Source organism: Occallatibacter sp. FHG110214_02, assembly GCF_059115385.1.
Genome location: NZ_JBZYWK010000001.1, coordinates 300940 through 311977, shown reverse-complemented (window position 1 = coordinate 311977; position 11038 = coordinate 300940). Strand labels below are relative to the sequence as shown.

The following is an 11038-nucleotide window of genomic DNA, read 5'->3' as shown; positions in this document are numbered from 1 at the left end:
CTTCTTTTCGTATGTGCCCAACAGCTAGAGAAAGTAGAACTCTGTCAGCAGAAATCCGCGGGCGTTCTCCCGGCATTGCAGGCGACAAGGATCATCCGGCCGCGGTGCAGGCACGCGCTGAATGCTCAGCTCAACCGGCTTCGGCGCGTATTGTGCGCTTGGATCAAGCGGATGCTGGCAGGTGTTGAGAATTACCAGCGTGTTCATCTCCGCGCGCAGTTCCACAAAACTGCCCGGTGTTGAGTTGCCTTCCACGTACTGCAGGTTGCCGTCGTCGTCCACCATCACCTTGCTGAAGAAGTTGACCGTAGCGTGCAAATCTCGCGGACCCAGGCCGTATTTGCCAAGCTCAATGAGCATGCCGTCGCGGGCGTTCTGGTGCCAGTCATTGTGCGCCTGCTGATAGGTCAGCTTGCCGTATTTCTTTTCGACCAGTACGGCATTCGAGATGCCAGCCAGCGGGTCGTGCCAGCCTACCGTGTCATCCGTAATCGAACAGAGAATGCGGCCCATATCGGAGTAGAGAACATGGCCCTTTGTCAGACGCGCAGTGTGTTGCGCTTTCAAAGTATCGGGCAGGTTAAAACGCTCTGCGGGCAGCTCAAAGTTCAGGAAATACGCCGCCACATTCGCGCCGCCTTCCACGTCAGTTAAGCGAAGAGAGGTGCCTCGCTTCAACACATGGGACCATGTGGCCCCACCCGATACGACTTCACTACAAAGAACACTGGACTCCACCATGGACACCACTCCCTTGGCTGTCAGAACGTTAAGGGAAACCGGGATACACGTCACCGTTGTCTCTATGGCATCATGTACCGATGCGGAGAGAATGCACTGGTGCCTTCGTTGCCTTGCCGCGTATGTAGACAGAATTTCGTCAGCGCGGAAGATACAGTGGCAGCGTATGTTCGCGATTTCGATGATTGACAGACACCACTGCCACTCCCTGAAGGGAAGCTGCAGATACACTCTGCCTATATATAGAACGGCTTACCGGGCTATCCGGTGGCAGTTCCAGTTACGCGTGGAAGGAAGTAAGAGACGGTGGGCCGCAGCACACATCCATATGATTGATGCGCAGTTGCACCTTGATAGAGGTGCGTCGAATTGTGCGCCGCGTAGTCACTTACGCAAAGCGTAGCACAGCACATTCGCAAGTTATCGGGAAAATATACGGTTCTTATGCCGTCTTTAGATAGAAGCGGTGTTTGCACCCGGTGCGGTGCGGAATCCTTACATGTCTATACGCACTCACGCACCCGCCACACTGATGGTGGCGGAGTGCGTGAGTAAACGCTGAGCTGCGATTAGTAACGGCGGCCGCTGTAGAACATCTGCACGCCGCGCTGGTAGCCGGCGCGGAAGGCATGGCGGTAAGCGCGGAAGAGCTGCGGCGGAACTGCGAAATCGGGACGGCGGAACTCGTCACGGTTGTTCACGTTGGGAACGCGACCATTTTCGCGGTCCTTGCGGGCGCCGTGAATGCCTTCCTGATATGCGCGACGCTCCACATCCGAAGCGTAGCTGCCGGGTACGGTGTCCCAGCCCGGACGCAGCGGCGGAGGCGGACCGTAGCCCTGGGGTGGAGGCGAAGGCGGTCCCGGAATTGCGTGGGCGGCAGAAACGCCGGCCAGGGACAAAGAAAGTGCGAGCAAAGAAGCAGCAAAGCCTTTCATCTTCATAGCTGGTAAAGACTCCTGTTCGTGCCAAAAGTTGCGGACACAATCCCAACAGATGAGCTAAATCTGTTAGGCGTTGCCTGCGAAGGTTATCATTTGCGCGGTTACGGTGTCATGAATCTTGTTTGCTGGCTGCAAGATGCGGGTGTACAGGGTGTTGCAGTTAAGGTTTAGGGGCTGATGGGCTAGGATGACTGCATGGCTGCCCTTCTTGCTGTGCGTAACCTGCAGATTCGCTTTGGCGCTTCCGAGGCGGTGCGGGGGATTGATTTTGAGATTGGTGAGGGCGAAGTGCTGGGCCTTGTCGGCGAGTCTGGGTCGGGTAAGAGCGCGACTTCGCTGGCTGTGATGGGACTGCTTCCAGGTACGGCCCAGGTTTCCGGAGAGGCGCTTTGGAATGGCGCAGATGGCGGCGCGACGAACCTGCTGAGCGAGCCTGCAAAGGAGCTGCGGAAGCTGCGCGGGCACGAGATTGCCATGATTTTTCAGGAGCCGATGACGGCGCTGAATCCTGTGATGTCCATTGGGGCGCAGGTAGCTGAGGCGGCTTCTGCTCATGCAGCTTCCTGGACAGGGAGTGAGGCTAAGCGGCGGGCGATTGAGGCGCTGGAGGCTGTGGCGATTCCCGATGCGGCGCGGCGATATAGCGATTATCCGCACCAGTTTTCGGGCGGGCAGCGGCAGCGCATCCTGATTGCTATGGCTCTGATTAACACGCCTCGGCTGCTGATTGCAGATGAGCCGACTACGGCGCTGGATGTTACGGTTCAGGCGCAGATCCTGGCGCTGCTCAAGGAGCTTCAGCAGCAGCATGGGCTGGGGATGCTGTTTATCTCGCATGACCTGGCGGTTGTGGGGCAGGTGGCGGGACGCGTGGCGGTGATGCGGTATGGGGAGATAGTGGAGACTGGCGCTGTGGGCGAAGTGCTGACGCGGCCCAAGCATGCTTATACGCGGAGCCTTCTGGCTTCTGTGCCGACGATGCTGACGCGGCGGGATGAGCCGCTGGCGGTTGTTCGATAATTGGCGTCCGTGTGTATGCGCACAGTGGGGTGGTTTTCCAGTGCCTTTATTTTGTGTGAATTGCGGGTGATTGCACAGGGACTGTGCAGTTTCTTTATTTCGGAACTGTGCAAAAGGCAGGGAAGAGGGACAGGGGACAAGTGGGGTGTGCCTGCCATTGAGTGCTCCTTTCTTTGAGTTAGCGAGTTAGCAGAAAACAAAACGGCCCGATTCCTAAGGAATCGGGCCGTTTTTCTGCTACTGATTCAAGGTTAGCAAATTCGAGATAATTGAGCGCAAAACCTGAGAAGATTTTTGTGCAATGGAATCAATGAGTTAGAAAATATTTTCCGGTTTGGGGCTTGACATGGGTTTTCCACAAGTGAGTTTCGGTCGGAATCAGGCGAGCTTCTTGAGGTGTGCGTCGCATTCTGTGACGCCGACTTCGAGGCGGAGGAAGGCGTAGAGATTACGGGCTTCCTGCCAGTGCTGGCGGGCGGCTTCCAAATTACAGGTGGCTTCGTTGAGCTGGACGTAAGGGCGGACGGTGTTGGCGAGGTCGATGAGTTTGGTGTTTAGGTTGGTGCGGTAGATTTCCAGGGCTTCTTCGTAAAGTGGTTTGGCTTCGGTGTGCTTCGCTTCGTGCAGATACATGTCCGCGATATGGCGGATGGTGCGGGCGTAGGCTAGCTGGTCGCTTGCGCCCTGATAGATGCCCGCGGCCTCTGCGTAGCGGGCGCGGGCTTGTTTGCCTTCGGTGATGAGTTCGGCGGGGGGGGGCATATGGAGGAAGGATACTACTTTATCGGTTTCAATTCCCTGAGGGAGGCTCAATGCTGTCGATCACCAGCACGGGCACGGGGGCCTTGTCGGTTTCAAGCCTTAGGCCTAGCTGCTCCTGAATAGCCGTGAACAGGCCGGGAGGCGCATTAGGGTCGGGTTGGCCGTTCAGCAGCGGGGTGGGCGCGTCGTCGGGCGTCCAGCGAAGGGTCAGATCGTAGCGGCCTGTGAGGCCAGTTTTGTTGATGACGACTCGGCCCTGGGATTGCGCCAGTTCGCGGGCGAGCAGGTTGAGGGTATCGTCGCTTCCGCGTACGTGAACGCGGGCACGGCCTGTGTCGATGGTGGTGCCGTTGCTGTCCGAAGGTTGGAACTTTGCTCCGCCTTTGGCGAGAACCAGGTTGTAGACCGGGAGCACCCGCGTCTCTTCGTGCGTGACGAGGGAAAAACGATCTTTGAGAAGCGCCTGCACCATCAGGCGCTTTTGCTGCGCAGCGTCTTCGTTCGGCATGGCTTTCAGCCGCTCATCCACTTCGGGACCAGATTTGGCGTCGATGTCGTAGGCTGCCGAATTAAGCCATGCGGGGCCGCCGATGATCTGGGATTTGGGTAGGTTCCAGGCGTACTGAATCAGGTCGCGGACGGAGAGATTGCCGGTGCGGAAGTGACTCTCGTGAATGCTGTTCCAGATGTGAGTATGCCCGTCGGGCGAGGGCGGCGAGACGTGGATGGAGGCTACATCGAAGGCGGGTGCGGCGGTCTGGGCTTTCGATTGCCCGATGACGGCGGCGGTTGCCAGAGCAAGAACGGCGGCGCGCAAGAGGGGCGTCGAGGGCATGAGGAATTGTACGATGGCGGGGATTTTTCGGTTATCCCAGCCGTGGCACAAAAACGTACCATGAATGGGGCACCCAGCTATTTTCCGGAACGGGACAAGAACTGTTCTCTTGTTGGCAACATTCGCTTATGCAGCAGGCGCACAATCAAAATGCCATTCTTTTCTATCTTGTAAAACGCCACGTGTTGCTCGACCGGGAAACGACGCAAGCCGCGAACGAGACTATCCGACACCATGCCAATGCGCGGCGAAGCGGCCAGTGACCGAAAGGCTTTCAACAGGGAATCGTGGTAGCGCTCCGCCTGTTCCGCGCCCCACTCGTCCTGTGTGTAAAAGAGAATGGAGGTCAGGTCGCGCTTTGCGGACTCGGAAAGCCGGTAGCTCAAGCTGTCAACTTTCTTGAATTGCGCCTGGCTCGCTGTGCGAGTTGTTCTTTCAGGTCGGCCATCACGGTTTCTCCGTCATAGAACGGCCCGTTCAGTCCTTCCTGGATCGCTGAGCGCAAGGCCTCAACCTTTGCCCTGTCCTCTGCTTCATTCTGTTCGAGCGCTCGAAGACCGGCGCGGACGACCTCGCTGGCGTTTGCGTATTGCCCGCTCTGAACGCGGTCGGCCACGAAGCTGTCCCATTCCGCCGTTAAGTGGATATTTCTGGCAGGCATCGCAGTTCTCCGCTTCGATTGTAGCAATGTATGTCAGAAACTGACATAGTCTCTCCGCCATGTGCCTTTCCACAATAGAGGCCATTATGGCGCTGACGCACAATACGGTTATTTGCTGCGAAAAGCATACCTCAGGGCCTAAAGGCCCCACCCATTTTGCTGGACTTATCGTCGGGGATAAATCCCCGACCTACCCAACAACAGCATTTGTGCATCTGCGTCATAATTGCGGCAATCAATAGACAACCCCACCCTAGCGGCAAAGACTACTGAGCCGCGAGAGCGGGGCACCCACTAGATAATAGAGGGATCAATCGATTGCTATCCCAGGTCCGAACAAACAGACCTCCACCCCAGAAAACGCAAATCGTTTTCCGGGGACTCCGGACCTGAGACACCCAGTTAATTTGGTACGCAGACACGAATGGCGCCGGAGGCGCGGTTCGCCGTCCGCGAAGGACTACTCGGCTACGGGAGCTTCTTCGGCTGCGGCCTCGGCGGGGGCTGCTTCGCCTTCGGCTACGGCTTCGCCGAGGACCTTGACCTTGACCGGGACCAAGACTTCCTTGTGCAGCTTGATGGCTACTTCAAAGTTGCCGAGGGCCTTGATGGGCTCGTTGAGGGTGATCTTGCGGCGGTCGATCTCGAAGCCCTTGGCGGCGAGCTCGGCGGCAATGTCCGACGAGGTAACCGAACCGAAGAGATGGCCCTCTTCGCCCGACTTGCGGGTGAAGACGAGGACGACTGGGGCGAGCTTGGCTGCCTGCTCTTCCGCGACAACCTTTTCGGCGGCGGAGCGGCGGGCGGCAGAGGCCTGCATCTCTTCAATCTGCTTCTTGTTGGCGAGGGTGGCCTGCAGCGCCAGCTTGCGGGGCAGCAGGAAGTTGCGGCCGTAGCCGTCGGCGACCTTAACTACATCTCCACGGTGGCCGAGGTTGGCTACGTCTTCTTTAAGGATGACTTCCATGTTCCTAATTCTCCAATTTGCCGGAGGCGATTTTACCCCTTCATAGGGACAATCGTCTCGCCAGCGTTACACATTAGTGCTTGGTCGCAAAAGGCAGCAACGCGATGTTGCGGGCCTGCTTGATGGCGCGGGTCAGGCGGCGCTGGTGCGTGGTGCACACGCCGGTGAGCCGACGGGGAACGATCTTGCCGCGCTCGGCGACGAAGCCCTGAAGGAGGCGGACGTCGCGGTACGGGATCGCATCAATCTTTTCAGTACAGAACTTGCAGACCTTCTTGCGACGGAAGAACTTGCCGCGTCCGCCGGGGCCGCCGGAACCGGGACGACCACCAGGGCGAGGGCCGCGCTCGGAACCGCCGGGGCCACCCTGCTGGGGTGCTGCTGGAGCTGCGCCCGTCTCGGGCGCCTTGGATTGAGTTTCTTCTGCCATGATGTTTCCTCTTTTTCCTGATCGTTGTGGGCTTGGTTATCCCAGGTCTCCAAAACCGGGAGACCTGGGGCACCCAGATTTCTCTGGGACCCTAAAAATTGTTAGGCGCTGGCTTGCGCGGGCTCGGCGGCGGCTTCGGCAACAACCGGAGCGGCTTCGACGGCCACGGGAGCAGGAGCTGCGGGCGCTGCTACAGGAGCGGCTGCGGCTGCAGCAGGCTGCTCGGCGCTGAGCTTCTTCTTGGTGGCGCGGATGGCCTTGATCTTGGCAACGCGCTTTTCTTCCTCGTCGATGCGGACGGTGATGAACTTGATCACCGGCTCGGAGACGCGGAGGCGGCGCTCGAGCTCGGCCACGAGAGCACCATCGGCCTCAATGGTGAGCAGAACGTAGTTGCCGTCAGCGAACTTGCGGACGAGGTAGGCCAGCTTGCGGCGGCCCATCTTCTCAGTGGACTTGACCACGCCGCCGCCGTTGGTGACGGTAGCTTCAAAGCCAGCAATGAGCTTGTCGAGCTCTTCGTCAACCACGTCAGGGCGAACGATGAACATTACTTCGTAGACTCGGGACATTGTTTCTCTTTTCTGAACCACAGCTTTTAGCTTCTAGCTGTTAGCTCCTAGCTTGTTATCGCAGCTTGCAGCGGTTGGTTTTCACGCAACAAACTGCTTTTTCAACACTCCGCCGCTAATCGCGACGGTTAAATTCGTTCATGGCCGCTGACGCTCCGACTTCGATTACCCGCCTTGTGGCTGTGGCCACTTTGTCGAGCACCTCGTCGAGGACTGCCAGGTCGGCTTTGCGCATTGGCGTCAGGAGAAAATCCTTGCCTCCGCGCTTTAAGCTGGCCCCTGCGGCGATGGCTTCGGGCGGCAAGTTGTGCCCTACCCCGATGCGCAGCCGCAGCCATTCCTGCGTTCCCAGAGCCGCCGTTACACTGCGGGCGCCGTTGTGGCCCGCGGGCGAACCGCGCTCCTTAATCTTGAAGCTGCCCAGCGGAAGGTCGAGCTCGTCGTAGATGATGAGCAGGTCCTGGGCCGGGTCGGCTTCGAACTCTCGAACCAAGGCGGAGACGCTTGCTCCGCTGAGGTTCATGTATGTCTCCGGCTTGGCTAAAACCACTTCGCGGCCTGCGATTCGCAGAGTTGCGGTCATGGCTTTGCATCGCCGGTTGAGAACCGTAACGCCCTCCTGCTGAGCGATACGGTCAATTGCAAGGAACCCTGCGTTGTGAGGGGTCCAAAGATACTCAGGGCCCGGATTGCCGAGGCCCACGATGATAAATGGGCCTCTTTTCGAACTGGAATCCATAGGCTCAGGCAATCGTTACTTCTTGTCGCCAGCGGCGTCAGTCTTGCCCTTCTTGGCCACTTCCGGCTCGGCAGGAGCGGCGGCAGCATCAGCGGCCGGAGCTTCTTCCTTGACGGAGATGACGTGGGCGATGGCCGTGTCCTCTTCGGCGAGGAAGGTGTACTTGTCGGAGTGCGGCAGGTCCTTGATGCGGAGAATCGCGTTGAGATCGAGGTTCGTCACGTCCACATCAATGTGGCTGGGGATGTTGGCCGGGAGGCACTCGACTTCGACTTCACGGAGGACCTGGTCAAGGATGCCGCCGTGGGTCTTGACGCCAACCGCGGTACCGACGAGCTTGACGGGCACGCTGACGGTGAGAGCCTTGTCGAGGGCGATGCGCTTGAGGTCGATGTGGATGATGGCATCCTTGATAGGCTCGATCTGCCAATCGACGATCATGGCCTTGGCGGTTTCCTTGCCGGAGAGGTCCACGTCGAAGATGGTGTTGTGGCCGGACTCGGAGTAGAGGATGCGGGTGATCTGCTTGGGATCGACCTCGACGGCAACGGGCTCGTGGCCGGCACCGTAGATGACTGCGGGAATCTTGCCGGCGGCGCGGACGCGGCGGGCTGCGTTCTTGTTGAATTTGCCCTCGCGGGGCTTGGCGATGACTACTTCTGGCATTTTCTCTTCGCTTTCTTCGGGCACGGGAAAGCAGCTTTTAGCTATTAGCTTCTAGCTGTTAGCTTGTTCGTTCTGCTGCGAGCTTGGTTGCTCACCGCTCCCTTTGTAAAAACAGCTCTTAGCTACTAGCTGTTAGCTTCGTTGTGCAATAAGCGGTCTCAAGACCTGAACCTCATCGCTTCCCTTCCTTCGCGCAATCACGAAGGCCAAACCCTGTGCAGTCGAGCTAAAAGCTAAGAGCTAGTAGCTGGAAGCTGCCTTTAAGAAAACAGCGTGCTGACGCTGGTCTCCATGTGGATGCTCTCAATGGCTGCGCCCAGGAGGCCGGCGATGGAGAGCACCTTAATCTTTTCGAGCTTCTGGGCGGCTTCGCGCAGAGGCACGGTGTTTGTTACTACCAACTGCTCGAGGCGGCTGGCGGTAATGCGGTCAATCGCGGGGCCCGAGAGCACCGCATGGCTGGCGCAGGCGTGAACACTGGCAGCGCCGTTGGCGTACAGGGCATCGACGGTCTTAACGAGCGTTCCTGCCGTGTCCACGATGTCATCAATGATGAGGCAGGTGCGGTCTTTTACATCGCCAATCACGTGCATCACCTCGGTGACATTAATATCTGTCCGGCGCTTGTCCACAATAGCCAAGGGCGCCTTAATCTTTTGCGCGAAGAATCTCGCGCGTTCCACGCCGCCCGCATCGGGCGAGACGACGGTGAGGTTCGGGAGCTTGAGCTTGTCGAAATAGCTGACAAGCACGGGGCTCGCGAAGAGATGGTCTACCGGGATGTTGAAGAAGCCCTGAATCTGGGCGGCGTGCAGGTCCACGAAGAGAGCGCGATTGGCGCCAGCCGTGGTGAGCAGGTCCGCTATGAGCTTGGCGCTGATGGCGACGCGGGGGCGGTCCTTTCTGTCCTGGCGGGCGTATCCGTAATACGGAACGACCACCGTGATGCGGGCCGCCGACGCACGCTTGAGCGCGTCGATCATAATCAGGAGCTCCAGAAGGTGCTGATCGACCGGATAGCAGGTCGGCTGCACCACGAAGACATCCACTCCGCGAACGTTTTCGAGCAACTGGAAGTAGACTTCGCCGTCGGCAAAGCGCTGCAGCTTGGCCTCGCCTACCGGCACGCCGATGTGGCGGGCGATTTCCTCTGTAAGAGGCCGGTTGGCGGTGCCGGAGAAGAGCTTGAATCGCTTTCCTTCGGCAAGGTTCTTGCTGCGCTTACGCTCGGGAGCAGGCTGTTTGGTGTCCTGCGCCTTGGCGGTAGAGGCGGCCACGTCACTTACTGCGCTGGCCGCGCCCTTGTTTTCTTCCACTGTCACCGTTGACGTTCCCGTTTCCATCTTTCAAGTACCTCCAAGCTGGTTTGCTTTGGCTGTGCTTCTTAACCGGTGAAACAAACAACAAAATTTGTGGCTGGGCGACTAGGATTCGAACCTAGACTAATGCCTCCAAAGGGCACTGTCCTACCGTTAGACGATCGCCCAACAACTTCTCCCAGACAGGCAAGTACGCCTGACTGAATCTGTCCGGCAGCCGTTGGCTAATGTTTCGCGCCGAACGGATGCTTGTCAACCCAACATCTGGCTCCAATAGGTTGCGCGAGGCACGGTTCGAGTGAGGGTTGTTTCTACCTCAACTTCCGTGAACTGGCTCAGCCGGTGGAGAGCAGCTTCTGCGCTCTCGCGGGTTGGGTATAACCCGAAGAGAGCGGAACCGGACCCGGAGAGTGAGGCGTAGAGGGCTGCCTCCGGTGTGTGGGCGGATGAGAGAAGACGCTTGATTTCGCGCAAGGAGGGATGCTGGGGGAAGACGACAGTTTCAAAATCGTTCTGAATCCAGCTAAGTATCCCGGTGCGGACAAGCGCGGACTCTTCTGGTCCGGCCAGGTTCTTCCTGCCTGGAAGAACACCGGAGGAGCCTCGACTACCCGCAAAAGCACTCGCGTAGGCGCGGCTCAACTGTTTTAGTTTACTTGCACTGCCCTGCTGGGTCAACCCTTGTGTGGCGCAGAGGGCGTCCCAGTCGCGGAAGGCCTGCGCGGTGGAGACGCCGAGGGCGGGAGCTACGATGACGGTCCAGGTGGGTTCGATGTCGGGGAGGGGGTAGACTTCCTGGCCGCGATCTACGCCCAGCGAAGTTCCGCCGATGAGGAAAAGCGGTACGTCCGAGCCTACCTGGGCGGCTAAGGCTAGTCTTTTCTGTGCCCAGTCGTCGCCGCTGATTTTTTCGACGCGTTGGAGAATATCCACCATGGCTTCTGAGCCTTCCAGCCCATCGTCCAGATTGGTGGCTAGCTCCTCTTCCAAGCCAACAAGGGCGGCTACGGCGTTCGCTGAGCCTGCGCCGAGGCCTCCCTGCACGGGGAGGTGTTTTTCGATGTAGATTTCTATTTCGGCAGGAATTTCGAGGGCTTTGACGGCTAGTTCTACCATCTTCCACGCGGTGTTGTGGTTGTCGGTGGGAACTCGGGGGTCGTTGGAGGTGAGCTTGATGGCGGTTTTCGTGGCGGGGCGGGCGGTTACCGTCACGAAATCGTGCATTTCGAGCGTCTGGTAGACAGTGGATAGCTCGTGGAAACCGTCTGGGCGCGGGGCTCCGATGTAGAGGCCGAGGTTGATTTTGGCGTGGGAGCGGACGCGGGTGGACATAGAGACAGGGTACAGGGTTCAGGGTACGGGGGACAGGGTTATAGATAAAT

Annotated in this window: 14 protein-coding genes and 1 tRNA gene; 1 reads left to right on the top strand and 14 read right to left on the bottom strand. The window is 58.6% G+C overall.

What is annotated here, in order from left to right:
* Positions 1 to 24: 24 nt before the first annotated feature.
* Entirely contained in the window at positions 25 to 741 is a 717-nt protein-coding gene (locus AC5S3R_RS01310) for an urea amidolyase associated protein UAAP1 (RefSeq protein ID WP_494264801.1), read from the bottom strand.
* Between the two features lie 569 nt (positions 742 to 1310).
* On the bottom strand, positions 1311 to 1685 hold the full coding sequence (locus AC5S3R_RS01305) for a hypothetical protein (RefSeq protein ID WP_494264800.1): 375 nt from the start codon (positions 1683 to 1685) through the stop codon (positions 1311 to 1313).
* A gap of 195 nt (positions 1686 to 1880) precedes the next feature.
* On the opposite strand from AC5S3R_RS01305, the gene AC5S3R_RS01300 reads away from it, so the two are divergent.
* Entirely contained in the window at positions 1881 to 2705 is an 825-nt protein-coding gene (locus AC5S3R_RS01300; RefSeq protein WP_494264799.1) for an ATP-binding cassette domain-containing protein, read from the top strand.
* A gap of 378 nt (positions 2706 to 3083) precedes the next feature.
* On the opposite strand, the gene AC5S3R_RS01295 is transcribed toward AC5S3R_RS01300, so the two are convergent.
* The 12 genes from AC5S3R_RS01295 to AC5S3R_RS01240 all read right to left on the bottom strand — a co-directional run bounded on the left by AC5S3R_RS01295 (position 3084) and on the right by AC5S3R_RS01240 (position 10988).
* Positions 3084 to 3467 carry a tetratricopeptide repeat protein gene (locus AC5S3R_RS01295; protein WP_494264798.1) on the bottom strand — a complete coding sequence of 128 codons (384 nt, stop codon included), beginning with the start codon at positions 3465 to 3467 and terminating at the stop codon, positions 3084 to 3086.
* A 28-nt stretch (positions 3468 to 3495) separates the two neighbouring features.
* Complete coding sequence (locus AC5S3R_RS01290) at positions 3496 to 4302, bottom strand: TIGR03435 family protein (protein ID WP_494264797.1); 807 nt, start codon at positions 4300 to 4302, stop codon at positions 3496 to 3498.
* Positions 4303 to 4379: 77 nt separating this feature from the next.
* Positions 4380 to 4688 carry a type II toxin-antitoxin system RelE/ParE family toxin gene (locus AC5S3R_RS01285; protein ID WP_494264796.1) on the bottom strand — a complete coding sequence of 103 codons (309 nt, stop codon included), beginning with the start codon at positions 4686 to 4688 and terminating at the stop codon, positions 4380 to 4382.
* Positions 4685 to 4963: a type II toxin-antitoxin system ParD family antitoxin gene (locus tag AC5S3R_RS01280; RefSeq protein WP_494264795.1), complete on the bottom strand. Its 279-nt coding sequence runs from the start codon at positions 4961 to 4963 to the stop codon at positions 4685 to 4687. The genes AC5S3R_RS01285 and AC5S3R_RS01280 overlap by 4 nt, the downstream gene beginning before the upstream one ends.
* A 460-nt stretch (positions 4964 to 5423) precedes the next feature.
* Positions 5424 to 5930, bottom strand: a complete 507-nt coding sequence (gene rplI / locus AC5S3R_RS01275) for a 50S ribosomal protein L9 (RefSeq protein WP_494264794.1) — start codon at positions 5928 to 5930, stop codon at positions 5424 to 5426.
* Positions 5931 to 6003: 73 nt separating this feature from the next.
* Entirely contained in the window at positions 6004 to 6360 is a 357-nt protein-coding gene (rpsR, locus tag AC5S3R_RS01270; RefSeq protein ID WP_494264793.1) for a 30S ribosomal protein S18, read from the bottom strand.
* A 101-nt stretch (positions 6361 to 6461) separates the two neighbouring features.
* Complete coding sequence (gene rpsF, locus AC5S3R_RS01265; protein WP_494264792.1) at positions 6462 to 6932, bottom strand: 30S ribosomal protein S6; 471 nt, start codon at positions 6930 to 6932, stop codon at positions 6462 to 6464.
* Between the two features lie 115 nt (positions 6933 to 7047).
* The gene (pth, locus tag AC5S3R_RS01260; protein WP_494264791.1) at positions 7048 to 7671 is read right to left on the bottom strand and encodes an aminoacyl-tRNA hydrolase; all 624 of its coding nucleotides are present in this window, start codon (positions 7669 to 7671) and stop codon (positions 7048 to 7050) included.
* A 15-nt stretch (positions 7672 to 7686) separates the two neighbouring features.
* The gene (locus AC5S3R_RS01255) at positions 7687 to 8337 is read right to left on the bottom strand and encodes a 50S ribosomal protein L25 (protein WP_494264790.1); all 651 of its coding nucleotides are present in this window, start codon (positions 8335 to 8337) and stop codon (positions 7687 to 7689) included.
* A 260-nt stretch (positions 8338 to 8597) separates the two neighbouring features.
* Positions 8598 to 9680, bottom strand: coding sequence for a ribose-phosphate diphosphokinase (locus AC5S3R_RS01250; RefSeq protein WP_494264789.1), 1083 nt, complete (start codon positions 9678 to 9680; stop codon positions 8598 to 8600).
* Positions 9681 to 9750: 70 nt separating this feature from the next.
* A tRNA-Gln gene (locus tag AC5S3R_RS01245) sits at positions 9751 to 9824 on the bottom strand.
* Between the two features lie 84 nt (positions 9825 to 9908).
* Positions 9909 to 10988, bottom strand: coding sequence for a 4-(cytidine 5'-diphospho)-2-C-methyl-D-erythritol kinase (locus AC5S3R_RS01240; protein ID WP_494264788.1), 1080 nt, complete (start codon positions 10986 to 10988; stop codon positions 9909 to 9911).
* Positions 10989 to 11038 lie beyond the last annotated feature (50 nt).